The organism is Pseudomonas viridiflava (assembly GCF_900602065.1).
Taxonomy (GTDB): domain Bacteria; phylum Pseudomonadota; class Gammaproteobacteria; order Pseudomonadales; family Pseudomonadaceae; genus Aquipseudomonas.
In genome coordinates this window covers 112,951-139,820 of the sequence record NZ_UWFN01000328.1, presented here as the reverse complement: position 1 = coordinate 139,820, position 26,870 = coordinate 112,951, and the positions used below count along the sequence as shown (strand labels likewise).

Genomic DNA, 26,870 nt, shown 5'->3' with positions numbered 1-26,870 from the left:
CTTGCCCGCGATGGCGTCGGCACAGGCGATGTGTTTATCGACTGACATACCGAATCGCGGGCAAGCGCGCTCCTACAGGGGGAAAAGCATTTCAATTCAGGGATATAGGGTGTTGATTGCACGCTGCATTGGGGCGAAGAAACGACCTCGTTGCGGCCATCACCTATTTCTGTGGCTCAAACGCCTCAAGCCGCGCCTGCACCGCATCGTCGAAGATCATGTAAAGCGCTTCAACATCACTGGGGCGCAAGCGCTTGGCCGTTTCTAGCCCAAGGATGAAAGCGATCTGCAGCTCGCCCTCGCTTTCAATATCTTCACGCGTACTGGCAGCATCCAGAGAGCGAAGCAGCTTATCAATCGGCCCACGAATAGGCTTTGGCAGCCTTAACAGGTCCAGCCGTTCTTGTGGCATTTCGCTCTCCAGGCCGTCGACGGGGTCAAGGGCGGTTAGTAAGCCGACCATAGTGGGCCAAAACGGCCGGGAAGAGGATAGAAAAAGCGACGTAATGTTGGGGCAGCCCCAAAGCGCAAATTCTCCGGTTGCTGTCTTTGTGCCCATGGCAACGCGCTGTCGGGCGGCAGATACAGGACCGGTGGGACCGGATTCATCCGGGAAGAGGCCAGTGCATGCGCCACATCATCGTTGTGTGGAATGCAGCCTTCCCGGATGAATCCGGTCCCACCGGTTCTGTGTAGCTTCAGATAATCAAGTGTTGTTTGGCATGAGTGACCGTAGGAGTGTCTGCTACGCCCCCGGCTTCACTCGCTCCATCAAGTCATTCAGCACATACGTGTCCAGAAAAGCTTTCACCTGCGTGATCTGCCCGTCCTTGAACGTCAGGTGCCACAGGTAATTATTCCGGTATGGCTGCTGATCACGCGCAGTGGCTTCCCCATTCCACAACACGACCACCACATCGCCTTCGGCCACGATGCTCAAAACGGTCGGTTTGATAGGGCTGGCCAGTCGGGCGCTGATCGGCTTCACCGCTCGCTCCAGAAAGTCCTTTTTACCTTGGTACACGCCAGAGACTGGGCTGGACCCGGCGACGGTCCACTCAGCGTCAGGCGTCAACAGATCGAAAGTCGTGCCCTTGCCTTGCTGCCAGTTCAAAAACGATTGGCGGACCAATTCGGCGTTTGAATGCGCAGCTGATTTTTCCGTCGCCCATGCTGCGCTCGTCAAAAGCACAGCAAGCAGAGCAGCAGCCTGAACTCGAAAAAACGTTTTCACCCATGCAGTCATGACCATTCACTCCATTGCGGTTGTAGGGATTCTTGTCGAGAAGACCCTAACCCGCAGGTGTGTTGATGAAGTAGCTCGATACTGCCTGGAGATTGCCTGATGCTGCGTTCTCAAGCAGGCTACATACACAGTATTCATGCGTATTGTTTTACGCATGATAGTGCGTATAATCGGCAAGCGCTGCAACATACTCAACCTACGATCAGGGCCAATTTACAGCCCTGCTAACCTGCGAACGTTATGAATCTGAGCACGTGTTCAACGTGCAGATGCATTCAATCTACGAACATTATGAATTTACGCGCGTACTCATCCTGCGAACGTATTCAACCACGAACATACCGAGGCATTGAGCGCATGAGTGCACTCCTAGACCGAGCTGAGCAGGCGGTATCCGCAACAGCAATGGTGCGTGGCTTCAGTGCGAAACTGAAGGAAGTGACCAGTGGATTGGTAACCCATTTGGTGATTTTCAAGGACAACGAACCCGCAGCAGTGCTGATAGGTGTAGACGCCTACCAGGCCTTGCAGGACGAGCTTGAGGACCTTCGCGCTGAACGCCTGGCCATTGAACGCCTGTCCACCTTGAACGACCAGAATACAGTGAGCCTTGAGGATATGGAGGCTCGCTTCAAGTAGGCATCAGCCAATGCAATGGAGCGTCCGCTTCCACCCCGAAGTAGAGCAAGACCTCAAACAGCTGGGAACGGCTGAAGCGAGGAGAATCCTAAAAGTCATTCGCGAGCGTATCGCTGGAGGGGAGCCGGACAAAATCGGCAAGCCACTGCGCGGAATGCTCACCGGTTACCGCAGGATTCGGACTGGTGATGTGCGCATTGTCTACCGCATCAATGGCACAGAGATTGTTCTGGTGCTGTGTATGGGCGCCAGGCGCGACGACGAAGTTTACGCGGCCGCCACCCGGCGAGCCTGACTTGAACCCTGCTTCGGCGGGGTTTTTTCGCTCTATCGTTTTGTGAGTGTCTTCAGGGTTGGCGCCCGCTGATCTCCAGGTGACCATCACAACTCATCAAAGCCAGAAGCTTCTTTTGCCCGATGTCGAACGGGACAATCCACCAGTTCGTTCTGGAGTCATACGACGCCCCCGGCTGCAGCTCATAGGGTGTCGTTTTAACCTGCTGAGGATGTCGTAAGAAATAAGCATCCAGTGATTGCAGCCAGAACTGCTCACCGTTATCGGGGCAGGACATTTCAGGTCGCTCTTCGCATCCGGCAAGCACGACCGACAGCACAATGGCCAAAGTTTTAAAGCAGGATTTCATTGGCTATTCCTTGGGAAGTCGGGTTAAGCCTAACAGAGCTTCTTTCAGGGGTGGAGGGTGGGGGCAATACACGAAATCACATGATTCCTGCCGGTGGAGGATTGCTCGTATCGGGTGGGCGGAGAGGAGAACGGGAATCGGCAGTTCGTGGTGGCTGTTCCGGAAGGGTATTTGTTGCGGTTTTATGAGCGGTTGGGGAGCTGGGTTGTTTGAGGCCTTACCGCATGGCGAAACCCCGCGAATTTTTATTCACAGGATCATGTATATCGACATAGCAGATGTCGCATGGAGTAATCAGCACTTCGCGCGTTGACCTGGGCGTACAGAAGGGCGCTGGCGATTGAGATCGAAAAAGAAAATGGAAAACTAGCCTTTTCTCCGCCACAAAAGCATATATATCAGCGGGTTGCTCTAAAGAATTATATTGTTACAAAATTAATAAATTTAAAATAAACTTTTAAGAGTAGTTGAGCTAATTTCATATTGTTGCTCCTCTCCTGCAGGATCCGAATATAGGTAGAATTATGGTTAAGATTTGGAAGGTCTTTGCCGTAGGTTGGGTTGTAAGTCTATCTGGCTGTTCGCTATTTACGCCGCCGCAAGAACAGCCAGTTATTGAGGAAAAACTCAATTCCAGCTTTTTATGGAAGGCCAAAGTGGGCACGCTCTCTCTCACGCCGGACCGCCGTGTGGTGTTAGTTAATTTCGACAGTGGTAGATTTTGTGCTGAAGCGCCAACTGAGGTTGGGAGCGATCTTTCGAGGGCCTTCAAGGTCGTGGCGGAAGCCGATATACCTGCTGAGGTTAAGGCGAACGTAGGTATGGCAGCGGCGATTTCAAGTAGTAACTCTGTTTTAAATCATCGCTCTCAGGGCATGCAGTTGTTTTTGGCTAATTCATATTTTGTTTGTCAGATGTATATGAATAATGCAATCAGCCCACAAGAGCTTCTTGCGTATCAAAAGCAGGTGTTTGACGCTGCGGCTGTAATAATAAAAGCAGAATTGCCATATCTATACAAACAAGCAGCAACGGAAGCAGTGAGCGGGCCTAATAAGGATCCTGTAGATGTATTGAGAGTGCTAAAGGAAATAGAAGCGTTAAAGCCGGACGCGAAATGAGTTAGTGATTTTAAGTTTATGTACCTGCGGTACAGTAAAGTCGGGTTCAAACCATGTTTGAAATGATGGTGAACTGACCCCGGTTTTATTATTTTATAAGGCAGCCTTTCAGACGCTTAATCGAGGCGGTTAGCGAGAGAGGGTCACCTTGGGCAGTGCTCTTCTTCCGGAGTTTTCAGTTTCTGACTGGCGTGCGTCGAAGTATTTCTACTGCGACATCCTCGGATTTACGTGCCAATACGAGCGCCCCGATGCGGCAATGCGGGCGCATCCGGTGAGGTGTCATCTCGCTCGATAAGTGGCATAATGCTACCTCGCCTATCCCTGTCTTTCTCAGAAGAGAGTCACCATTCGCGACTCTCACGGCTTCCTCGGGATACTTGGTTGCCTAACAATTAATATGGAATAAGTAATGTTAAACCCTAGCGATCTGCAACCCGACTTAAACCCCGCTCCAATGACGCGCCTAAAACAAAATTACTGCTTGTTAGCTCCAATAGTCTTGGGTCTGGTTGTAGGGGTGGGCGTAACCTATCTCGCAAAAATTTTGCTCGACTATGTCCTGGGGGTAAGCATCTCTTGGCCGTTTTATGTAGTTCCCGGTATTTTAGTTACGGTGGCATTGATTGCCCGGGAGTGGACCGCAAAGGAGCTGAACTTTACGCTCGATTGGCAAGTGCTGTCTGCGGTAGCCTATAGCAAAGCTTTGATGCTAATTTCTGTGGCGTTAACTGTTGTGCCTTTAGCCCTGTCCGCTTCTCAGGCCGTGAATAAACAAGATCTTCTTCCCTTCGATCTTTACTTGTATTGGGTTAGTGGCTTATCTTTTTTTGGCTTTATCTTGGTGTATAGGATCGTGGCACCAACAGTCTTCAAGTATTCCTCGTATCGTGACCTAATCGACCGTGAAGGCAGCGTGCGCGTATTGCGAGATTCATTTGCCGAGTTGCAGCGGTTAGAGGGTGCTCGTAAAGCGCCGTTTTCAGTTGAGCGAGAAGCTCTCGTCCCTGTTTCAGACGTTGCCGCCATTCGTACGTTGGATATCCAGCATGTGCAGCACCAAGAACAGATCTATTTCCTAATGCGCGAGTACGCAAGACGCTTGAAGCCTAAGTGCAGAGCCGCCTTAGAAGTCCTATTGCTGGCCCCCGTGTTTTTTGTCATGACGATCACACTTTCCAAAATGTATGCAGTGGGTGTGCAGGCGAGCCAGACTGCGCAATGCTACGACGGCTGGATAAAAGCAACTTACTGGAATATGTTGAAAGCAGCTCCGAGCTTAATTACGCAGGATAAACTCAGGTCCACTCAAGAGTGTCTGCATATCTTGGCTGTACGCGAGGAGAAAGCTGCGAGCTAATTTTGGGAATACATAAGCCGCCCTGTCAAGATTTTTACGGGCGGCCAGTCCAGCGTCATCCGACGCTGTTCTCCGCCTGAGGCACTGCCTTTTGCTGAAGTCCGCTCATCTTATGAAAGCCAGCCCCACTATTAATACATAACGCTTGTTATTACCTACCCAGTGCTCTTCAGTCTGAGCACAAATTATCAGTAGTGATCAACTTTAATCGAGTGATTTAGATGGCATGAAGGAACCGTAACTTTGGCGCCGCGATGTCGTTGCCGACTTATAGGTTAGTTTATTTTAACACTGGGGCTGGCTGATTATAATCGAGAGAAAGGCTGTATTGTCGGAAGAAAGCGAGGTCGGTATTCTTTCGCTGCATCACGCTTGCCGGATCTGAGCAGCGCTATTGTAATGTCTATTTATCACGCCGCTCGACTACAAACACCGCTCAGCTAGTGTCAGATTGGCGTTGTCGAAGAGATTGTTCTTCGCTATAGCGTGCAAGGTCGGATCGAACAACTCCTCTCCTTTACTCCAGAAAGAATGGGAGAAATTCAACGCTTCAACGAACCTTGAGCAGAGCCGTTTTATTAGGGAAGGGCTCGCGTCTCGCGCTCTGCCACGCTCCCGTTACAATTAAGAGGACGCATTATTGCTCGGGGTACAGTATTGGCGATATTTATCGGAGTATTCGTGTTGTAGTGCCTGATTGTAAATGGGGTGTTTTGGTCTAAGACCATGAAATGCGATGGTACGCGGCCTTCAATAACTTCTGTACAGGCACGTTCCTGTATTTTTAATCAGCCGCGGAGGATGTGTGGGCGTTTGAACCGCCAAAATACACTCCGGCTTGGGAAACAATGCCATGTCCTTGCCTACCACCGGTGCCGCCACTTTCACCTTGGCATCAGACAACGTCACACACAGATGCGCTTCAGGCTGATATTTCTGTACCGGCTAGGGCAAATCAACAATGTATCCCCGAAGCGAAACTGACGGAATGCCCTTACGCTGTACAGACCATTGGGCCCTTCATAACTCTCCAGCTGCCAGTGATGTTTTTTAAAGATCTCTTGTGGATAGTCCTTTTCGTCCAAAACATAGCTCAGCTCGGTATTGTCCCTGATCTTTATAAGATTGCCAGCCGAATAAACCCACACATCTAAGATGGCAGGAAGTAAAACGGCATTGGCAAAAACGCATACTAGCAAAGCAAGAGCCGCTCGACCTGTGCGTTGGAGCACGGTGCCTTCCGATAAATAGAAAAACATAACGGGAGCTAGGTAAAGACACATGATCAATAAGCAAACTCCAATCGCTCCACGTGCTTCCCAGCCGTTCTCTCCACCACGCCAAGCCATGATGCCTAGTTGAGCCGGAAACACTCCGCTCATTGAGGTAAAAGCGAGCAATACACCGAGCCAGCCAAGCCGGGCAGTGCAATAGACCTTTCTATGCCAAGGTTTACGAGGACCAGGTGACAGCTCAAGTACCTTTCTCTTGAGTGACGCTTCGCTGCTGAGTACATGCCACGCCGCCCACGCGGCAGCAAATGCCACAAATATAAAAAAGTACCCATGAGCAAAGGTTATATCAAAAGTTGATCCCAGTAGGTTAAGCGAGAGGAGTCCATACCCCGCACCGACAATAAGACTAAATCGAAAGGCAAGTGTTTTTTCCAACTCCCTCCCAGGCGAAAATTGCGTAATACACATCATGAAGGCCAGAGACGGCACTGACACGATTAGCAGCAGCGAAGCTAAGACGAGTAAAGCAAAAAATAACCAAGCTACGAGATTTGATGGGTTTCCCAGAGAGCTCAGAATCAACTCTGGGTGGTGGATAAGCCACAGATACTTGGTTAGAAGTGAAATCGAAATTAATGTCGCCGCGAGGGGAAACCACCATTTGATATCAGCAAGCAGTCCAGACAGTGCTTGCCGGTAGCTAGTAGGCCCCGATGTCTCAGTTGGCGTTTCGGGTGGGGTTGGCGCGGTGGGGACATCGGTCATCGGATAGCGCTCCTTCCTTGAAGTCGCATGCCATTTGGTCGATGTGGCATTGCGAGGTGCGCAATTTTAATGAAAGCAGAGTTCTTGTCAAAACTCAGTATCAATCTCCAACTATGCCAGATTGCCTATTCGCGATTCGAGCGTCAGGTCGGTGCTTTTCCGTTTTTTTCCGATAGCTTCCAGATCATTACAGCGGTAGCCGGTAGTAATACGGGTGGCGTCGGAGTGGTCTTTCAGGTGTTGAGAGGGAGAGCAGCGCACATGCTTGAGCTGCCAAGTCCAAGGAGTATATCGCTGTCGTCATTATTGAATGGCAGCTTGCCGTGATTTGTGCTTGCCGCACACGCCTTTGCTGCGTGGCTGGTGAGCCGGCCAGTACGCCTCTTAGGCATAGCTCCTATTCGCGCTGTGCCCCCAGTGTAGTCTGAACAGGCATCGATTCGATTATGCCTAAGCTCAAGACTGATTTTCCGTCGTGCCTTGGGTCTAGTAAGCGGTCTATGCAATAGCATCGTCCACCGTTGCCGGAGGGTGCGGGGCCAGTAATGCGTGCGTAACGCTTGCACAGAATAGGCCGCTCGCAATCATGAAGTCCCTTCAACCCCGCAAGCGCATGCCGGCTGATCGGACTAGGCAGACAATTGCTAGGACACTGTGGTGTTGCTGTTCGCGAATTCGCGCACTGGCTGTTATGTAGATGTCATGACGGCGCCAAATCAGCCCAAAAGGCACAAAAGAAGCACCTGCGTCGCCGCGAGGTGCTTTTTTGTGCTGCTGATTGGTGGCCGGGGTAATCTGAACAGAGCTTTCAAGATAATGATTTAAAAAGAAAAGTCTGGTTTTGTTTTTTTGCTGGAATGCCATTTGGAATGCCAATGTAATTTGCTTGGTGCCTTGGGGGGCATGATGGGCGGCCAGCATCGCTAACAGAACTTGTGCTGTGCGCATCGTGGGTCTCCGCTACGTTGGTCTTTCCATGCCGCGAGGAAACACTTCATCCCGATGGAGCATTGGCCGTTTGGCAGTAAATTTCTTTAGTGTTTCCGAGTGAAGCGCTGCGCTTCGGCTCTTTTGCTCTTCAGAGATGTCGTCGATTGAGAGGTTTTCGGCTTCCATCATTATGGTGCGCTGCGTCAGTTCCGTAATGCACTCATGGAGAGCTGAGTTGATTGCCTCGAGTTTCTTCCTTAGCAGCTTTTCCTTTTCGACGGCCTTCTTGGCGGCGTCCCTGGCCGCGATTTTCTGTTGGTTTGCCTCCTCGTACTCGTCAGATAGCAAGGTCTCAAGGAAATCTTTAATGCTGGAATCGTTCTGCTTTGCCAACGTATCCAAGTGACGCTTTGCCTTGGATGAAAGTACGAAGCTGCATGCTTTCTCTCCTGCTCGCTTGCTCTCTTTCCTTCTCTGAACCTGGCCCCAAGCCGATTTCATTCTCGCCAGGACTGCAGAGTCTTGCTCTCGCTCCTGCTCGAACCAATCGTCTAGCTCCCTCTCTGTGACGAGCGCGCGTCGGTATGTCCGAAGGTAATTCAAAGCCCACCTGCGCTGATCTGCGTTTTCGAGGTCGAACCAGGAGGTGTTCGTCATACCAATGCTCATATGCGTCCGCTTGAGGTTTTTCAATGAATTACTTAGTAATTTACTACAGTAGTCTACTTTGTAAATTACTGAGTATTAGATTTGAAATTAAACAGTCTGTAATTATTGAGATAAAATATAGAAATACTCATGGGCATTGGATGACTTTGTGAACGATATGCTGCTTACGGTGCTGCGCAGTGAGGCGAAGGGAATCAGCCCTGAGGCGAAATATTTGCTGATCCGTCTGGCTGAGCTCGGTTTGGTTGCTAGAGGTATTAGTGCGGGTGTTAAGGAGCTGGCGGTGCGTTTTGGAATCTCTGATGCCCAGGCTGGCGCGGCTTTGAATTCGCTGGTTGCTGCTGGGGTATTGGTTCGCCGAGATGTGGTGAGCGGGCAAGGTCGTCCCAAAAGGCACTATGAGTTAGGCGCAAGCTACGCAGCGCAGGTTGCTCAACATGACGTGACAGAGGTTGTTCACGAAAAGGTAATTCGCCACCTGCTACAGCATGAGCTCAAGGTGGCTGATCAACGATCAGCTATCGCCACACAGCAAGATGAACAGAGAGCAACTGCTCCTCTTGCTCAGGTGCGAGCAAGCAGAGGGCAGGGGCGAGTGAGCGTGGTAAATCGAGTACTGCTTGCTGCACTGTTGATTCGCGCAGACCGATTTGGCGTTGTAAGGGATCTGGGAAGCGCAGAGCTGGCGCGGATAACCGGGCTGAGCCCAGTACGGTTGAAAAACCGAGTTAGAACCTTGCTCGACGATGGCTTGATTCGGGCATACACACCGGGGGCAACGGGGTCAGTCATTTTCAAGAAGACGAAAAGCGTTTACTACCTCAACCTACACCATCCGGAATTGAGCTGTGGGCAGAGCTTGCCTATGTTACTGGTGTCGGTGACTCGGGTACCGACTCCGGAGGACACAAGTGATCAGGTGGATTACATCCTCAAGTCAGTGCCGGAATCGGAATCGGAAATTCAACGTCGTGTCGGCGTTCGTAAATTTTTTAAGGATAAGCACGAGCGAGGGCTAGCCTATTTTTTGAGGAGTAGGCTCGATTTTTACGCCGGAGACCTGCTTTCTCGTCATTGGGATGAGTTCGGTAAAGGCGAATCGCAGCTCACTCGGTTGATAGAGCTCGATTTGCTTGGTGGCGCCGTCGATGCTGAAGGCTCTCGGTTGCTAGTCCGCTATTTGTGTGAGCAGGTAAGGAACGTGGCGGAAAGTGTCAGAGCTAACTGGTTTGTGCGCAAATCTGCACCAGTCACGGGTATTGATTTCAAGGCAATGGACTACGTACTTCTTCCCGTGCAGAAGGCGACTAATAAGGAATTCGGGCGGGCGGGGTTCTACCCTTCGCGAGCAGTTCTTGTGTTGCCTCGGAATGGCGTAGTGTTTTCGGAAGCGCTGCATGTAGTCGAGCGTGGGCCTTCTAATCGGGTGGAGATTCGAGGATTTACTGATTTAGCGGCGGTATCTAAGGAAGAACAATGTTTGTATGGCTTGCTGACTCCGCCAGGCGGTGAATTGTCTGTTGATGTGCGCGGGCAGGTGCTACTGGCGAAATAGCAGGGCAGTGGGCGGTACTTTTTTACAGTCCCTGCCAATCCTCTGAACGAACAGAGGAGCCCCGTTCATGAGAATCATCCGCCTGAAAGACGTCATAAATTCGACCGGTCTGGCCCGGTCTACCATTTACAAATACATCGATGAAGGTACTTTCCCAAAATCAGTCTCGCTGGGAGATCGCTGCGTTGGCTGGGTCGAAGGAGAAGTGTACGACTGGATCTTGGCCAGGATTGAGGCACGTGATCTGGGCGTGTGAGATTTGAGAAGGGGTTGGACTATCAAGCATAAAGGCCGGGACCGCCAAAGAGACGGTCCTGGCCTTTATGCCGAATAATGAACAGGCGGTTCTCAGCTAACTCCCCCATGGCGCCGATTGGTCGATCTCCTGCCTGGCTTGGCAATAGCTCTCTGATTTGGCCGTCTGGGCGGGAGGGTTCACTAGCGACAGAGCTGCATCTAGTTATATAGCTTCTAGGTAATCAATAAGTAGTCATCAAGTCATCAGCAATCAGTAAGCAAGCGAACAGAAAGCAATCAACCTCCGATCCCGTGATCACGGCTTACCTAGGAGTAACTCACCGGTTAAAAAATGCATAGGCGGTATCTGGTATAGGAACAACCGCCAGGTACACAATCATGATCAGCACCAACGCTTACACCCATCTCTCACAATCCGCTATTGCCATCCAGATCGAGCGACTCGTCAAGGCGGTCGAACAAAGCGACACGCCAGCATTCCGGTTTAAAGGTACATGCTCGGGTCTCGAGCAGATGATGCCGACCATGCTCTCCCGATACTTCGATTACATCCAGCAAATGATCGACTTGTTTGATGATCGTTCCCAATACCGTTACAGCGAGCACCTGCAAGCCTTCTGGGAGGCTTGTCAGCATATTGGGCTGGAACGTAGTCCTGCTGGTCCTGTCTGCTTGGATGAAGCGGGAACGGCCTATCTGGACCATCACCGCAGCATGAATCTGCTGGTCGTGATGATCCATCAGTTGACTCGGGAGCAACGGTATCGCCGTAGAAAGGATGATCGTCGGTATCAGTCCAGGAAGCAGGAAGATAGGGTCACTGATTACACGGATGCCGTGCTGGATCGTTACGCACGTACCGTTGTGGTCAGGGTCAATCTGTATTACCACAAGGAGTCTCAAGCTAGGCTGCGTGTTGAGCACATTTTTAATGATCTGGACAGGTTAATCGCCGAGCGTGAGCGCAATCCAATCTTTGATCATGAGACCGGCTATATCTGCGCAGTGGAGCAGGGGCAGGATCGGGGCTATCACATCCACGCGGCGTTTTTCTTCAATGGCGCCAAGGTTTGCCGGGATATCTACAAGGCGCGGCTGATTGGTGAGCTATGGGGGCGTGTGACGCAGGGGCACGGCTATTTCGATAGTTGTAACCAAGATAAGGACAGATATGGAGAAAAACTGGGAATCGGCGTCATTCTTCGCAACGATCGGAAGATCCGTTTGCATCTTCACTGCGCGATGCATTATTTGGTAAAGGATAATCAGCTGTTGCGCCTGAGGCCCCAGGGGGCTCGATGCCTACGAATGGTTGGTATCCGGTCGTGGCTGGCTAGCGACTAAATTAAAATCTCACGATATATAACGGAAAAAAGTGTCGGTATCAGATTTTTCTCGAAAGGCAAGTTAGGTTGCTTGCCTTTCAAGGGGCATAAAAGCTAAAGATTTTATACTGCCTTCACGCTCATGATGCAAAACTCAGGATGTAGAGCCTCTTTAGATACAGCGCAAGACTCTTTGGTCGAGGTGATTGAGGTGATCTCAACTGCGTATGTCCGGCCAGTATATGCTTGGGAGTCTGGATCGAATTCGCAAAGTTTAATTCGATCTCCGATTTGAAAGTTGCGATCATTTCGGCGCAGCTCATGCATTCGGAGTCCAGCAATTATTTGATTGAAAAACTTAGGCCAGCTCTTGAGCTCATGAGTGTCCAATTTTTTTAGCCTCTAAAACAGGAAAGAAATCTGAATGGTCGTAGTTTAAATCTAGCGGCTCTAGAGTTTGCGGCGGTCTCACAGCAGATACAAGCTGGAGGGTGTCGCTAACATTTTCCGGTAACTTTTCTGCGGCCTTGATTGGAGTGTTAAGTCCTGTCATTGCAATGTTGCGTATTCGATCGAACGGCCTTTTTTTTGCCCGAATCAATGCGTTGAGAAGCTCTGTTGTCATACGTACTAGATCTTTTAGTTCGTTGTCATCTATGAAAAATCCTGGAGCTTCGCTGTCAATATAAATGACCCCCGCTACAGGCGATGGTGAAGTATATCCTGAAGACTGCTCAGGCTCTAATAGTGGGATCGCAAGTACAAAGTTGACCTTGTTTGACATTGTTCTAGAGGCTGCATGTAATTGCAATGACTCCATTTTTTTGCTTAGTTGTTTTGACTCAGTTAATAATTTTGATCTAACAATCTGGCGGCACTTGTAAGCAAGTCCGATAGTTCCGTTGTTTGCTGGAAATGTACGAGCTGCAGCCGTTTTTTCCCCGCGCGCGCTATCCGACCCCTGATAATCACATGCCTGCTGTAATAGCTCCTCATCTCCAAAGGCTATAGCGCGGTGTAGCGTAACACGTAAACGCCCCGCTTCTGAGTGACGAGAGCATATGACTCCTGCGAGCGCAGCGCAAAAGGTGGTAGCCAATAATTCCGTTGGTCCAGGTAAATACTCTTTGCGCCAGTGGGCACGCTGAGAGTCGTCAACCTTATCAATATTTTCGATCTTGCCAGGTATATCAAAATAACCTCCTGGCCAGCGCGGCTTATCCGATTGAGCATATGGTGCAGGTTCAGGGCTTTTACGGTGATTTATAATTTTCGAGTATAGGCCCTCAGATAAGATCGCGCTAAGTTGTTCATCCCGATAGGTTCCGTGGCGGCGTACTATGTTGTTCTCGTGGATGCCGTGCTGCTTTATAAGGTTTTCTTCTGCTAACGTAGATGGAACAAAGCCGCCGCACTTGTATAGAAAGAATACAAGTAATTTGTTCTGAAAAGAAATTCTAGATGTTGAGGGGTCAAGTAGTTGGGATAGGTTTTTAACTTTTAGATGCATGATTACATCCGTGTCTCGGCGCAAACGCTGTGACAGCTCCTCTGTTACTTTTTTGAATTCATCTTTTGAGCTCTCTTCATGCGCTAGCTTTTCAAGATCGGAGAAAAGACCGATTTTATGTTCGGCGCTGGAGAATTTAATATGTAGCTGTTGTATGAGGCTGAAGAGATTTACTTTGTCGTTGAAAAGCTCTTCTAAAATTCGGTCTTGTCGATATTGTGAAATTCGGAGGCGTAACACATCAATCATGGCGCCGTCCCCTTGTCCAGAAACCAGGAAGGTACGGCGGGATTGGTCTAAACTTGGTTGGCCAATGGTTTCATTGCGCCAATAAGAAAGTGCTCCATCTCGCTCAACCCCAAATCCCGTTGCTAATATCACCATGTCGAAGTCGTCAGACAGTCCCACCGTGTTTGGGGTGTTTTCCTGAGAAGATGTTCCATCTTTTGCAGTTCTTTTTTCGCCCACCCATTCAAGTTTCAATCGGGTTGTATCGGCTCCAATTTCGTGAATCTGTAGGTGGCGAGTATTGCAGTAAAGTGTAGGGGTTATTCGTTTGGGGTCCGAAAGTAACTTTTTCCACTCAGCCAAAACTTGAACTACGACATCAGAGGCTCGAGCAGCTGTCCAGTTTAAAACGGGGAGCATAGCCACACTTGCTTGGCTGCCCTCCCTAGGCCAATCGTAGATGCGAGGATGCAGCCAGCGCGAATCGCTTCCTTGCTGAAGTGGCAAGAGAGTGTCTCTCTGTTCGAATATTGTAATATCTGCGGCGGCTCCTTTTGAAATCAATCCGGCAGCTACGGATAACCCGGCAAATCCAGCCCCAACAATTGCAATTTTATATCCTCTGCAGGCAGAGATGCTTGGATCATTTGGAGTTGTCCCCACAAGGTCCGACTCGATTGCTGCCCAGGCCAGATTCAAAGCTCGCGTTTGCTGGCTAAATACAGTCACCCCCGTATCGAATGTGCCGATCAAGTATAGAGGTGGGCCATCTACCCTGTAGGATTTCAATGCCTCACTAGCGGCGCTTTTCATCGCGTCATACCTCCTTGTTTTCGCTGGATTTTTCGAGCCAGGCCAAAATCTCATTAAGCGGGGTATCATCTGCGACCTCTAGTACTTGAGCGGTTGGCATAGTGCAGATAAATTTTTCCATTTCTTCTACAGCCGCTTGTACATAATCGATGAAGCTTTGCTCTGGAATCCTCCCGCGTACTCCAAGACGCTGTACGATTACTTCAGCTGGTTGTTTGAGATAAAGATATCCGAGAGGTGAAGGAAGCCGTTGTTGAATGATTTGATATACGGCGTCGTATGCGGAAAAATCACTATCCAGCCGCATTGACGCCCAAATCCGATCGGACTTAAAAGACCAATCACAAAAATAGATTTCTTCAGCAGTTGCACTTGCTACCAAATGTGCATGCTGCATCAAAAAAGAAAGATCGTAAGCAAGATAACCCAGAATTTGGTTCGGACGCTCAGTGCCCCAAAATGGGTTTTGTTCATGTTGTTCGGCCAGTAGCAGTTGGACGTCAGTGATGAGCCGTCTAGCAAGCGTTGTCTTTCCGGAGCCAAATACTCCGAGGATTTCAATCCTGCGCCCCGAAAGGTGCTGGGGCGTCGCTTTGGGGGCTAAGGTGATCATCAATAATCCTTAGTGAATTTCAGTTTTTTCTCTCAACGCATTTCAGGTATGACTTGTCGCGTGCGGAGCCATGCATTGAGACAGGCTGAACAGTCCACGCTTGCAGCAGAATAATAAAGCATGGCCCCTTCCTTTACAGTCCTCATCACAAATCATCCATAATGCCACTATTGGTGGGCCCTGCAGAGGGCTGCATTCCTCGGGGTGAGGCCGATTCTTCAGCCTGAAAAAATGTGTTCCATTAAAAATTGATCATGTCCAACGTGATGACTTTGTTGCTCATCTGAGCTGAGTTTTGCGATTTTCCGCGGCGATGCTGAATCAGCAGCGCTGTATGAGGAGTTAGAATGCTCGAACCTGTAGAAAGCATCAGCCATTGCGGTCTGCCGGAGCCAGGCCAGCTCGTTGAGGTCAGGCGTCGGCAGTGGGTTGTCGCGGAGGTCAGTGCTTCCAAATTGGGCATCGTGCAACAGAACGCCATCACTCTGTCCTCCATTGATGAAGATGCTTTGGGCGAAGAGCTCCAGGTCATCTGGGAAATCGAGCCGGGGGCGCACGTCATCGAACGTGCTGGTTTGCCTGCAATCACTGGGCAGGACGATTCGAATACGCTAGAAGCGTTTCTCGATGCCGTGCGCTGGGGAGCCGCTACTAATGCCGATCGCGGTTTTCTCCAGGCACCGTTTCGTAGCGGTGTGAGCCTTCAGGACTTCCAGTTGGATCCTCTGGTGCGCGCGATCGACATGGCTCGCGTCAACTTGCTGATTGCCGATGACGTGGGTCTCGGCAAGACGATCGAAGCAGGTCTGGTCATCCAGGAAATGCTGTTGCGCCATCGTATTCGTAGTGTATTGATCGTTTGTCCCGCGTCGCTGCAAGAGAAGTGGCGCGTGGAGATGATGGAAAAGTTCGGCTTAGAGTTCCGCATCGTCGACGGTACTTACATTAAGGAGATGCGACGTGAACGCGGAATTCATGCCAATCCATGGTCCTCGTTCCCGCGCCTGATCACGTCAATGGATTGGGCCAAAGCAGGGGATGGTCTGCGTGCGTTCCGCGATATTTTGCCGGCACATGTCAGCTACCCACGCAAGTTCGACATGCTGGTTGTCGACGAGGCGCACAACGTCGCGCCGGCAGCGAGTGCGCAATACGCCATCGAGAGTCAGCGCACTCGTTTAATTCGCACCATTGCCCCGCATTTTCAGCACCACCTGTTTCTGACCGCAACGCCGCACAACGGCTACACCGAGTCCTTCACTTCGTTGCTGGAACTGCTTGATGACCAGCGCTTCGCACGTAACATCATCCCGGAAGAGAAACAGCTGTCCCAGGTGATGATTCGCCGCCTCAAGAGTGAAATTACCGACAAAGATGGGCAACTGATCTACGCCCAGCGCAAGCTGGAAGCATTGCCTGTCAGCTACACCACCAAAGAAAGAGAGATCCACCGCAAGCTGCAAGAGTTCTGTGCCAGCCGGGAGACTGTGGATGAAGAATCGGGCGGCGTGACAGGAGCCTCCTTCGTCAATCAGCTGCTGCGCAAGCGCTTGTTCTCATCGCCAGCTGCCTTCGCGTCGACCCTTGAAAAACATGTCGCAACTTTGGAGAACGGCGGAAGCGGCAAGGCACGGACGGACTTGTCCGAGCGCATCTTGCTCAAGGCTATTCAGCGTGCTGAAGAGGATTACGCCAACGACGCGGATGTCGAAGTTGCGCAGCAAGAGGCCGTCGAGGAAGCCACGCGCCACTCGCGTTCCTTGAACGCGGAAGAGCGCATCCTGCTCGACGAACTCAGGCATTGGGCTCAGCAAGCGATGAATCAGACCGACTCCAAGGCCAAAGCTCTGCTCGCCTGGATCAATCGGTATCTCAAGACCGATGGAGTTTGGAACGGCAAGCGCGTGATTTTCTTCACCGAGTACCGCACCACGCTCGACTGGTTGCACCAGATTTTGGCGACTCATGATTTGGGTGGGGATCGCCTGATGATCCTGCACGGCGGCATGGATCATGAAGATCGAGAGCAAGTGAAGGCTGCATTTCAGGCTGCTCCGGATATTTCCCCCGTGCGAATTCTGCTGGCGACCGATGCTGCTTCCGAAGGTATTGACCTGCAGAATCACTGCAACTACCTCATCCATCTGGAAATCCCGTACAACCCCAACGTTATGGAGCAACGTAATGGTCGTATCGACCGTCACGGTCAACGCGAAAAAGAGGTGTTGATCTGGCACCCGGTCGATGCTCGCGAGGACGAAGGGGCTGTCGGTGGTCACAAGGAAGACATCCTTCGTGCGCTGCGCAAGCTTGACTCCATGCGCGCCGATATGGGCAGTGTGAACCCAGTGATAGCACCGCAGATGTCCGGGCTTATCGAAGGATCTCTGCGCGATCTGGATACCCGCCTGGCGGACGCGAAGATCGCCCAGGCTCGTCGTTTCGTCCGTACCGAAAAAGACCTTACCAATCGAGTGGCCAAGCTGCATGAGCGCCTAGTCGAGACGCGGGAGGATTTTCATCTGTCACCCGAGCACATCCTGAAAGCAGTCGAGACTGGCTTGGCGCTGGCCGAGAAGCCAGCTCTCAAGCCCTTGACTGTGGAAGGTATCGCTCCGGGGAGCATCTTCGAACTGCCACCGCTGGGAGGTGCTTGGGAGCGTTGCCGCGAAGGGCTTGAACATCCCTTTACCGGTAAGACCCGCCCAGTGACCTTCGACCATGAAGTCGCCAAGGGACGAGATGATCTGGTGCTCATCCATCTAAATCATCGCTTGGTACAGATGTGCTTGCGTTTGCTCCGCGCCGAGGTCTGGGCTCAGGAGGACAACAAGCGGTTGCACCGTGTGACGGTGCGAGTGTTGCCTGACGATCGTCTCGAGGTCCCGGCTGTCGTGGTTGTGTCACGCTTGGTGATCACGGGGGGTAACCATCATCGCCTGCATGAAGAGCTGACTGTATCTGGCGGCTATCTGCGCGAGCAAGGCTTCAAGCGCGAGGATGGCGTCACTCGGGTGCAATCTTGGCTGGGCGAAGCGCAGCCGTGTCTACTTGATGCTGTGACGTTCGACACATTGCGCTCTCGTTTCGCCGCTGCCGAAGAAGCCATCCAGCAAACCCTCAAGACGCGCTCACGCAACCGCCTTGAGCATCTGGGCAGCACTCTGGAAACCCGTAAGCATAAAGAAACGGAAGATATTCGTGCGGTGCTTGACGAACTGGATAGCGCCATACGCAAAGAGCTAGGTAAGGACGAGCTGCCTGAGCAGTTTTCCTTGTTCAGTGAAGATGAGCGCACCCAAGTCCGCCGAGACAATTCGGCCTTGCAGGCACGTCTTGCGCGTATTCCAGGCGAGCGGGAGCAGGAAACCAGTGCCATCGAAGCACGCTATGCAGAACCACAGGATCGCACCTTCCCGGTCGCCGTCATTTTCATCGTGCCCGCATCATTCGTACAGGGAGCCCGCCAATGAAACCCCTCGATATCCACGATGAATGGTTGTCGCTGATCGAGGTCTCTGGTCCTTTTCTCGCCACGCCCGTACTGAAGCGTGTCTTCTCTACCGGTCTGCCGGCAGCCGAGCCGCGTATTCGCCAATATCTGTGTCAGGCCTATGACGAATGGTGCGAGGCTCGTGACAACGATGATCCTAGGTTCGCCGAACTGCACCGAGCTTGGATTCACGAAGTGCTCGCCCGTGGCCTGGAGTACGACGAGTCCGATAGCGGTGAGTATCTCCTTCGTGGTGAGCGTATACCTGCGGAACTACGTGTAACTCTGCCTGAGCATGGTGTCACCTTGGTGCCTGACTATGCGCTGGTCTCGGGGGATAAAAGTCAGCTGCTAGTCCAGATATACCCAGCAGGAACGGATCTTCAAACTGCCCTGAAAATCGATGGCTGGATCGCCAGCCCAGCTGAGCGCATGGAGCGGCTCTGCCGGGCCAGCGGCTGCCGCCTCGGCCTAGTCACCGATGGCGAGCGCTGGATGCTGGTCGATGCTCCCGTTGGAGCGGTATCGACTTTCGCCAGTTGGTATGCACGCCTCTGGGGGCAGGAGCGGCTAACGCTGCAGGCCTTCCTAACTTTGCTGGGTATCAGACGCTTTTTCGGTCCGGACGATGAGACCTTGCCCTCAATGTTGGATGACTCCCTTCAGCACCAGGAAGAAGTCACCGATGCCCTGGGGGAGCAGGTCCGTCGAGCAGTCGAGGTGCTGATCCAGGCGCTGGACAAAGAAGACCGCGAGCGCTCGCGGGCACTGCTGAAAGGTGTCGAACCGACCGAGCTCTACGAAGCAGGCTTGACCATCATGATGCGTCTGGTGTTCATCCTCTCGGCAGAGGAGCGTGGACTCTTGCTGATGGGGGAGGAGGCGTACGAGAGCAACTACGCTATCTCCACTCTGCGTATGCAACTGCGCCAGGAAACCGAGGAGGTCCTGGAGCGGCGCAATGATGCCTGGTCACGGTTGCTGGCGACCTTCCGTGCGGTATACGGCGGCATTGAGCATGAAACTCTGCGTCTGCCAGCCTTAGGTGGCTCGCTGTTCGATCCCGATCGTTTCCCATTCCTCGAAGGTAGGGCCAAAGGTTCCAAATGGAAACTCAATGATGCTCGACCGCTGCCTATCGACAACCGTACCGTGCTGCTCTTGCTGGAGGCGATCCAGCAGTACGAAGGCCGCACCCTGTCTTACCGTGCGTTGGACGTCGAGCAGATCGGTTACGTCTACGAAGGCCTACTGGAGCGCACCGTCTCTCGCACAGAGCGGATAACTATCGAACTAAAGGGTGGAAAGGGTGCGAAGAAGACCCTCTATGGGTTGGAGGAACTCGAAGCGCTGCACCTTCGGGGTGACGGGGCGTTGACCAATGCGCTTTCCGGTGCCGATGCGATCAAGCGGGGCGCAGGGGCAATCCGTAAGGATCTTGAGCACCAGGTTGATGCCGCCCAGGCCAACCGCCTGCTCACAGCCTGCGCTGGAGACGAAGAGCTGCGTGATCGTGCTTTGCCGTTCCTTAATCTGCTGCGCACCGATCCTTGGGGCTATCCGCTGATCTACCCAGAAGGTGCCTTCATTGTCACCACGGGTAGTGACCGCCGCGAGACCGGGACTCACTACACGCCCAAGTCCCTGACCGAATGCATCGTCGAGACCACTCTTGAGCCGGTCGCGTATATAGGCCCCGCCGAAGGTATGCCGCGCGAGCAATGGAGTCTGAAGTCGGCGACGGAACTACTGGATCTTAAAATCTGCGATCCGGCCATGGGGTCGGGGGCATTTTTGGTACAGGTCTGCCGCTGGCTCGCCGAGCGGATCGTCGAAGCCTGGTTTGAGGAGGAGGGCGCCGGCCGGCATATCACCAGCGAAGGTGTGGCCGTGGATGACCTTGCTGCTCTAGAAGGCATACCTGCAAATCCCGAAGATAGGTTGGTAATCGCTCGTCGCCTGGTCGCCGAGCGTTGCCTTTACGGCGTAGATCTGAACCCCTTGGCGGTGGAACTAGCCAAACTCTCTATCTGGTTGGTGACACTGGCCAAAGACCGGCCTTTTGGTTTCCTCGACCATAACCTCAAATGTGGCGATAGTCTGCTGGGTATCCACCAGTTGGATCAACTAACCGAACTGAGCATGATTCCCAATGGCAAGGGACAGCAGCGCCTGTTCGGTAAGAACATTGAGCAGGCGGTACACGAAGCCATAGAGAGGAGACTACAACTACGCGAGATACCGATACGCGATATTCATAATGTCGAAGCAATGGCACAGCTGGATACGGATGCCCGCCGCCAACTTGAGGTGCCTGAGCGAATCGCTGATGCTTTTATTGGAGAGATTTTTGCAAATAACATCAGCGGAGCTGCCCAAGAGAATAAGCTTTCATCTCTGGCGATTCAGGCAGCTCAGGCCATTAATGGTGATATAGCCCCTGTTGAGGCGCTCGTCGATCGTGCGGCTCAATCTCTTTCTGTTGACTTGCCAGCAGGTACCATACGCGCCCCCTTTCATTGGCCTCTAGAGTTTCCAGAAGTATTTCGTAGTGCGGATGGTGGATTCAATGCAATTGTAGGAAATCCTCCTTTTTTAGGCGGAAAGCGTATTTCAGGTGTTTTTGGAGCACTCTATAGAGACTGGCTCGTTCAGTTGATTGCAGGGGGAAGAATCGGATCTGCAGATTTGGTCGCCTATTTCTTCCTTCGGGCATACGCCATCCTTAGGAAGGGGGGCTCCTTTGGATTGCTGGCCGTTAACACTATTGCGGAGGGTGATACTCGGAAAATTGGGCTAGAGGCTCTTGTCCAAAGTGGAGCGACAATTCACGCCGCATGGCCTAACGAACCCTGGCCTGGTGCAGCAGCGGTAGTGACCAGTCGCGTGCATGTAATTAAGGGGGGATGGCTCGGATCTCGTACTTTGCTTGGTAAACCGGCCACCTACATTTCGGCATTTCTCTCGGGCAGGGAGGAATGGAGTCCGAAACGTCTGAAAATAAACGAAGGCAAGGCATTTGTTGGATCTTATGTCCTGGGCATGGGGTTTGTTCTAAAAAGTAGCGATGCGCTGCACATGCTTGAAGCTGACCAGAACAACTCAAAGGTCATTTTTCCTTACTTGAACGGCGATGATCTGAACTCCGACACTGAGCAGCAGCCCAGTCGATGGGTTATAAATTTTTGGGATTGGCCTGAAGAACGTGCGAAAACTTATTCTCTCCCTTACGAGTGGATACTTGAAAAAGTTAAGCCCGAGCGCCAGCGTGTTAATGAACAAGGGGACTTTTCACTTAGAAAGCCTCTGCCTGAGCGGTGGTGGCAATACGCAGATAAAAGGCCTGCGCTTTACCATGCAGTGGGGCGGGGTGATCTGTTTGAGCGTCACCCGGACGGCTGGTTACAAGGCCAAAAAACAGCAATTCCATTAGGCACTGCTCGGTTATCAAAGTTCTTGACCTTCTCGCAGTTGGAAGAAGGGTTTATTGCGTCAGATCAGGTTGTTGTGGTCGCAGCTCCAGATCTAAGTTGGCAGGCAATATTAGACTCAGTGTTTCATCACGCGTGGGCGTGGAATTACCGATCTACGCGAGGGGTCGGCGTTGTGGGGTTGCGTTATTCTCAGACTGACTTGCTTGAAACATTTGTATTCCCGAATCTAACCGGTGAGCACGTAAGGATTTTGCAAGAGTTTGGGGTCGCGCTTCACGTGAAGCGCCGCCAGTTATGCAAGGAAATTTCGGGTGGTCTCACTAAGCTGTACAACCGGTACCATGATCCCCTTGAGCAAGATCCAAAAATCTCAGCATTGCGGGACCTTCATCAGCATATTGATTTCGCTGTTGCGCGAGCTTACGGCTGGGAAGATTTAAATCTTGAGCATGGATTTCATGCGGTCGCTTACCTCCCCGTAAACGACCGCACGCGCTTCACCGTCTCCGAGGCAGCGCGCATTGAGATACTAAGCCGCCTCTCAGAGCTAAACCGGCAATGCTACGAAGAGGAAATAGCCCTGCGTGAGAGTACCACTGCGCCCCGCGCCCCACGTGCTATCCGTATCCGAAATGAGCCGACCGCTCAACGGGGTTTAGATTTCGGTGACTCCGTCACTACAGTGCGTTCAGAAATTGATAAAGAGTGTGCTACTGAGGCCATACTTAAGTGTTTGCGTGGGCAATTAACTTGGCTGGCCAAGCTCGAAATCATCACGGCAGCCAGTATTTCAGATGGTCAATGGAATGCAGCGATTAATGACCTGATTTCACGCGGTCTGGTCGAGCGGCAAGGTGAGCGACGTGGTATGCGTTATCGGTGTTCGGGAGATGAAAATTGACGGAGCAACGCTACGCTGTCGAACTATGTCGTTGTAGAGCTTCGGACGTGAGTGTCGGAGATGAATCGAAGATTGATGAAGTAGAACTTGAGGCGTGAGCATGGAAGAGCGAAAGGACGAGAGTAGCTATGAGGCTTGGATCGTCGTTGATCGTGGTTTGGCGCATGATGCTCGCCTGGCCGACAAGGGAGTCTATCTGAAGGGACGCCATCTCGCGTTGCATGAGGGAGCTTGGGTGCTGGTTCTGAACCCTGCTGGTGGCATCGTGCGTATCGGTCGTGTACTGCGCATCCGAGTCGATGCGGTTGGCACCTCGTTATACTTCGACAAGGCCAAAACTATCGAGTCTGCAGTCGGGGTCGGCAGCACTGGTTTGTTACCTCCGATCACTGGTTGCGTCGTGCGAGCTCCTTGGACCGAGTTCGCTGAGGCTATTCCGCGTGCCCTCGGCATCACCCTTGCCGAGATACCTCTGATCGAGAACGAGGCTTACGTTCGCGAATTACTGCAGTGCGCCATCATGGACGATCTTTTGGGGCCGGCCGGTGGACCGGAAGAGCTCATTGTCGATATGAGCGTCCGCGATCGTTATCTTGTCGGCAAGCTTGCGCCGATGGAAAACGCCGAGCGTGGTGAGGATGTAGCCCCTCCTGAGACGAATGAGGAGGACGAGCCTACTGACTTGGAACCGAAGGCCCAGTCGAACAAAGTCGACTCTCCCCCGAAATCGGGTGGCGGTGATTCCGAAGCCGAAGAAGAAGTGGACACTGCTTCGAACCAATCGCTAGCACCTTCTAGTTTAGGGTTCACCTTCTGCATCGATAGCAATGCGGAAAGTCTTGAGGTCGTGGCGAGCTGGGGCCGCTATGAGCGGTTCAATTCTGATGATCCCGTGCATGCAAAGGTAGTCAAGAAGGCGCTCCGTGATACCGAAGGCCGGGTGATCAAGACCATTGAGCAAGTTCTCAAAGCCAAAGTATGGCGGCGAAAACCCTCTGGTGGAGCCTTCCTGCTGGCACTGAACGATGGCGTGATCTCCCCCGTTGTTCCGGACGCTGCATGCCCGGAAGTACGTATCCAGGGCACGGTGCGATCACCAAACGAGAAGGGAGAACGTTTGGTTACGCTGTTTCTGGTCAATGGTCAGAAAGAGCCTCCGGAAAATCGTGATACAGCCTGGGTGTTCCAGCCGGAAATCCTCGTGCGGGCCAATGAGGTAGGTTCGGTGAAAGATATATTCCGCCGTCGTCCTGCCCTCGAAGCGAATGTTGGCGCTGCGGACGATGACGACTTGCGAGAGCGCCTGGCGCTGGAAATGATCTATCGCGACCGAGTCGAGTTCGCGGTAGGTCATGGTGTTGCAGTGCATGCGTTGTCCGGTGCTGATGTAGCGAGGGCAGTCGAACTACGTACTGTGGTGATGCCGCAATATGAAGTGCCGGTCACCGAAACGCCGGGTTTGGATTCGCAAGATCGCCCGGCTATGCGTCGGCTGGTCGACGAAGAATTGCTGGATATGAAACATCTAGCGGAACTGGAGACTCGCGAGCTCGTTGCTGCACTCGGAATACTGACTGAGGATTATGCTGCCTGGATCAAAGACCAGCGAGCACGTATTGATACCGATGCCATTGGCTATGCTCAGCAGGCCGATGAGGCTCTGGGACAATGTGAGTTGATCCTGATTCGACTGCGCGAGGGTGTGAGTCTGCTGGCAACAGATGACAAGGCCTTGGCGGCATTTCGTTTCGCCAACCGTGCGATGGCCATCCAGCGTGTGCATAGTGCGTTCGCCTTGCAGCGTCGGCGTGGTCGCACTGTCAAGCTGGAAGAGTTCGACATTTCGAAGAACCGCTCTTGGCGTCCCTTCCAATTGGCTTTCCTCCTGCTGTCCTTGCCTGGACTGGCCGATCCGAAACATACGGATCGTACTCAGCCTCTACAGGCCTATGCCGACCTGCTTTGGTTCCCCACCGGTGGTGGCAAGACTGAGGCGTATCTTGGTGTCGCTGCTTTCACCATGGCGATTCGCCGCTTGCAAGGAAATATGGGTGGCTACGACGCATCTCGCGGTCTGGCTGTGATTATGCGCTACACCCTGCGTCTGCTGACTCTGCAACAGTTTCAGCGGGCTACTGCGTTGATCTGTGCGATGGAGCATATTCGCAGAGAAGCGCTTGCAGCGGGTGATAACTCCTTAGGTAATAGCGCGTTCACCATTGGCCTTTGGGTCGGCAATAAGGTGACGCCGGGCACCACCGAGGATAGCCACAAGTTTATCGAAGCCATTCGTACCCCTGGCCGAAATCCGACTGGTATGGCATCGCCGGCACAGCTTACAGGGTGTCCATGGTGCGGAACGGAGATTGATCCGAGCAGAGATATTGAGGTCGACAAGATCGTTGGGCGGACGACAATTTACTGTGGCGACAAGCTCAGTGTCTGCGACTTCTCCCGTGGCCGCTCAAGCAAGCTGGCGCATCCTGGCTTGCCGGTTATGGTCGTAGACGAGGAGATGTATCGTCGCCCACCGTCCATGATGATCGCCACTGTCGACAAGTTCGCCATGATGGCGTGGCGTGGACAGGTACGGAACCTGTTCGGTCGTGTCTCGAAGGAGTGCTCCCGTCATGGCTTACTCTGGCCGGGCTCTGAGTGCAATACCGGCCATAGGGCTGTAGCCGGTAGAGCAGCGGCGTCGGTCAGAGCTATCGCTCCAGTAAGGCCGCCGGACCTGATTATCCAGGACGAGTTCCACCTGATCAGTGGGCCGTTGGGGACCATGGTTGGGCTGTATGAGAGTACGGTCGATGAATTGTGCACCTGGCAGCTGGGTGACGATTCGATTCGCCCGAAGGTGATCGCCTCCACGGCTACTGTGCGTAAGGCGCAGCAACAGGTCAACAATGTATTCATGCGCCAGGTCTCGGTTTTCCCGCCGCATGGCTTGGATGTCGAGGACAACTTTTTCTCGGTGCAGCGCCCCATCGAGCAAAAACCAGGGAGACGTTATTTAGGCATTTGTTCTCCAGGTAGCTCGCGGCCAGCGATGCTGATCCGGGTCTACACAGCCGCTCTGACTGCTGCCCAGGCACTGTTCGATCGCTTCGGCAAGGCTGCTGATCCATTCATGACCATGGTGGGGTACTTCAACTCGCTACGCGAGTTGGGTGGTATGAAGCGTCTGGCCGAGGATGACGTGCAGACTCGTGCGTACCGCGTACAAATGAGCATGGTGCAGCGGCCTGGTCTGGCCCAGCGCAGCGTTATGAACATCCGTGAGCTGACTTCTCGTGTTTCCAACCAGGACATTCCAAAGTATCTCGACCAGCTCGAGGTGATGTTCAAGTCCGAGTGGGATCCTATTAAAGGTAAGTTCGTAACCCGTTGGGAGGAAGGAGATTCTCGAGCCATCGATATTGTACTGGCCACCAACATGCTGTCTGTCGGGGTCGACGTTAACCGGCTGGGAATTATGGCAGTCAATGGCCAGCCGAAAGGGACTGCGGAATATATCCAGGCGACGAGTCGTGTGGGGCGTCAATTCCCTGGTTTGGTATGCACTGTGCTGACATGGGCCAGGCCTCGCGACCTATCGCACTATGAGACCTTCGAACATTATCACGCGACCTTTTACAAGCATGTTGAAGCGCAATCGGTTACACCATTTTCCCCGCGAGCCATGGATCGCGGTTTGACTGGAGCGATGCTTTCACTTATCCGCGCCAAGAGCGATGAGTTCGCGCCGAACGACGGAGCACAGAGCCTCAAACAGCCGAATCAGGCCGAAATGCTGGATGCCATGAAGGTGCTCGAAACGCGTGCCGACAACATTGCGGAAGCTCCTGCGAAGAAGCTCGCAGGGGACATGCTCAAGCAGCGTGCAGATCAGTGGGTGAACGAAGTAATGCAGGGTAACCGTATTTTGGCATATGAGAAGCGGGGGCCAGATAAGGACAGAACTGTTGCCTTGATCAAGGCACCAGGGGCGCAGACTTGGGATAACTGGACGGTACCAATGTCGATGCGTGAGGTCGAACCTGGAGTTCGTTTGGTCATGAACTCGGCAAAAATAAAAGACGATATTCAATGGAAGCCTCGCCCTGCGGCGGCCGATAAGGACGAATGAGT

The 26,870-nt window shown here is 52.5% G+C and carries 19 protein-coding genes; 10 read left to right on the top strand and 9 right to left on the bottom strand.

Features of this window, described 5'->3' with window-relative positions:
- Positions 1–163: 163 nt before the first annotated feature.
- The gene (locus tag EE949_RS24980; protein WP_122666747.1) at positions 164–412 is read right to left on the bottom strand and encodes a hypothetical protein; all 249 of its coding nucleotides are present in this window, start codon (positions 410–412) and stop codon (positions 164–166) included.
- Between the two features lie 333 nt (positions 413–745).
- Positions 746–1,246: a nuclear transport factor 2 family protein gene (locus tag EE949_RS24975; protein WP_122666746.1), complete on the bottom strand. Its 501-nt coding sequence runs from the start codon at positions 1,244–1,246 to the stop codon at positions 746–748.
- A gap of 405 nt (positions 1,247–1,651) precedes the next feature.
- On the opposite strand from EE949_RS24975, the gene EE949_RS24970 reads away from it, so the two are divergent.
- Together EE949_RS24970 and EE949_RS24965 are read left to right on the top strand one after the other, a co-directional pair.
- A complete protein-coding gene (locus tag EE949_RS24970) occupies positions 1,652–1,885 on the top strand; it encodes a type II toxin-antitoxin system Phd/YefM family antitoxin (RefSeq protein WP_122666745.1) in 234 nt (77 codons plus the stop codon).
- Positions 1,886–1,895: 10 nt separating this feature from the next.
- Complete coding sequence (locus EE949_RS24965) at positions 1,896–2,180, top strand: type II toxin-antitoxin system RelE family toxin (protein WP_122666744.1); 285 nt, start codon at positions 1,896–1,898, stop codon at positions 2,178–2,180.
- 52 nt (positions 2,181–2,232) lie between these two features.
- On the opposite strand, the gene EE949_RS24960 is transcribed toward EE949_RS24965, so the two are convergent.
- Complete coding sequence (locus tag EE949_RS24960; RefSeq protein WP_122666743.1) at positions 2,233–2,529, bottom strand: hypothetical protein; 297 nt, start codon at positions 2,527–2,529, stop codon at positions 2,233–2,235.
- A gap of 524 nt (positions 2,530–3,053) precedes the next feature.
- On the opposite strand from EE949_RS24960, the gene EE949_RS24950 reads away from it, so the two are divergent.
- Positions 3,054–3,650 (top strand): hypothetical protein, encoded by a 597-nt coding sequence (locus EE949_RS24950; RefSeq protein WP_122666742.1) that lies wholly within the window; start codon positions 3,054–3,056, stop codon positions 3,648–3,650.
- A gap of 412 nt (positions 3,651–4,062) precedes the next feature.
- Positions 4,063–5,010 carry a hypothetical protein gene (locus tag EE949_RS24940; RefSeq protein ID WP_122666741.1) on the top strand — a complete coding sequence of 316 codons (948 nt, stop codon included), beginning with the start codon at positions 4,063–4,065 and terminating at the stop codon, positions 5,008–5,010.
- 905 nt (positions 5,011–5,915) lie between these two features.
- Here the strand turns inward: EE949_RS24940 and EE949_RS24935 are convergent.
- From EE949_RS24935 to EE949_RS24925, 3 genes are all read right to left on the bottom strand, one after another.
- Positions 5,916–7,010, bottom strand: coding sequence for a hypothetical protein (locus EE949_RS24935; protein WP_122666740.1), 1,095 nt, complete (start codon positions 7,008–7,010; stop codon positions 5,916–5,918).
- Positions 7,011–7,607: 597 nt separating this feature from the next.
- Positions 7,608–7,958: a hypothetical protein gene (locus EE949_RS24930; protein ID WP_122666739.1), complete on the bottom strand. Its 351-nt coding sequence runs from the start codon at positions 7,956–7,958 to the stop codon at positions 7,608–7,610.
- A gap of 12 nt (positions 7,959–7,970) precedes the next feature.
- Positions 7,971–8,597 carry a hypothetical protein gene (locus tag EE949_RS24925; RefSeq protein WP_122666738.1) on the bottom strand — a complete coding sequence of 209 codons (627 nt, stop codon included), beginning with the start codon at positions 8,595–8,597 and terminating at the stop codon, positions 7,971–7,973.
- A gap of 160 nt (positions 8,598–8,757) precedes the next feature.
- Here EE949_RS24925 and EE949_RS24920 point away from each other — a divergent pair, with 160 nt between their 5' ends.
- From EE949_RS24920 to EE949_RS24910, 3 genes are all read left to right on the top strand, one after another.
- Positions 8,758–10,164, top strand: a complete 1,407-nt coding sequence (locus tag EE949_RS24920) for a hypothetical protein (RefSeq protein ID WP_162874000.1) — start codon at positions 8,758–8,760, stop codon at positions 10,162–10,164.
- Positions 10,165–10,231: 67 nt separating this feature from the next.
- Positions 10,232–10,420 carry a helix-turn-helix transcriptional regulator gene (locus EE949_RS24915; RefSeq protein WP_122666736.1) on the top strand — a complete coding sequence of 63 codons (189 nt, stop codon included), beginning with the start codon at positions 10,232–10,234 and terminating at the stop codon, positions 10,418–10,420.
- 380 nt (positions 10,421–10,800) lie between these two features.
- A complete protein-coding gene (locus EE949_RS24910) occupies positions 10,801–11,766 on the top strand; it encodes a YagK/YfjJ domain-containing protein (protein ID WP_122666735.1) in 966 nt (321 codons plus the stop codon).
- 104 nt (positions 11,767–11,870) lie between these two features.
- Here EE949_RS24910 and EE949_RS30380 read toward each other — a convergent pair whose 3' ends face one another.
- The 3 genes from EE949_RS30380 to EE949_RS24895 are packed head-to-tail and all read right to left on the bottom strand — an operon-like array spanning position 11,871 to position 14,911.
- The gene (locus EE949_RS30380; RefSeq protein WP_369683798.1) at positions 11,871–12,074 is read right to left on the bottom strand and encodes a DUF3850 domain-containing protein; all 204 of its coding nucleotides are present in this window, start codon (positions 12,072–12,074) and stop codon (positions 11,871–11,873) included.
- Between the two features lie 49 nt (positions 12,075–12,123).
- Positions 12,124–14,298 carry an FAD-dependent oxidoreductase gene (locus EE949_RS24900; RefSeq protein WP_162874001.1) on the bottom strand — a complete coding sequence of 725 codons (2,175 nt, stop codon included), beginning with the start codon at positions 14,296–14,298 and terminating at the stop codon, positions 12,124–12,126.
- 4 nt (positions 14,299–14,302) lie between these two features.
- Entirely contained in the window at positions 14,303–14,911 is a 609-nt protein-coding gene (locus EE949_RS24895) for a deoxynucleoside kinase (RefSeq protein WP_122666732.1), read from the bottom strand.
- Between the two features lie 347 nt (positions 14,912–15,258).
- Between EE949_RS24895 and drmD the strand changes: the two genes are divergently transcribed.
- The 3 genes from drmD to drmA all read left to right on the top strand — a co-directional run bounded on the left by drmD (position 15,259) and on the right by drmA (position 26,868).
- Positions 15,259–18,384 carry a DISARM system SNF2-like helicase DrmD gene (gene drmD, locus EE949_RS24890; RefSeq protein WP_122666731.1) on the top strand — a complete coding sequence of 1,042 codons (3,126 nt, stop codon included), beginning with the start codon at positions 15,259–15,261 and terminating at the stop codon, positions 18,382–18,384.
- Positions 18,381–22,739, top strand: coding sequence for an Eco57I restriction-modification methylase domain-containing protein (locus EE949_RS24885; protein ID WP_122666730.1), 4,359 nt, complete (start codon positions 18,381–18,383; stop codon positions 22,737–22,739). The genes drmD and EE949_RS24885 overlap by 4 nt, the downstream gene beginning before the upstream one ends.
- A gap of 100 nt (positions 22,740–22,839) precedes the next feature.
- The gene (drmA, locus tag EE949_RS24880) at positions 22,840–26,868 is read left to right on the top strand and encodes a DISARM system helicase DrmA (protein WP_122666729.1); all 4,029 of its coding nucleotides are present in this window, start codon (positions 22,840–22,842) and stop codon (positions 26,866–26,868) included.
- The last annotated feature ends 2 nt before the right edge of the window (positions 26,869–26,870 follow it).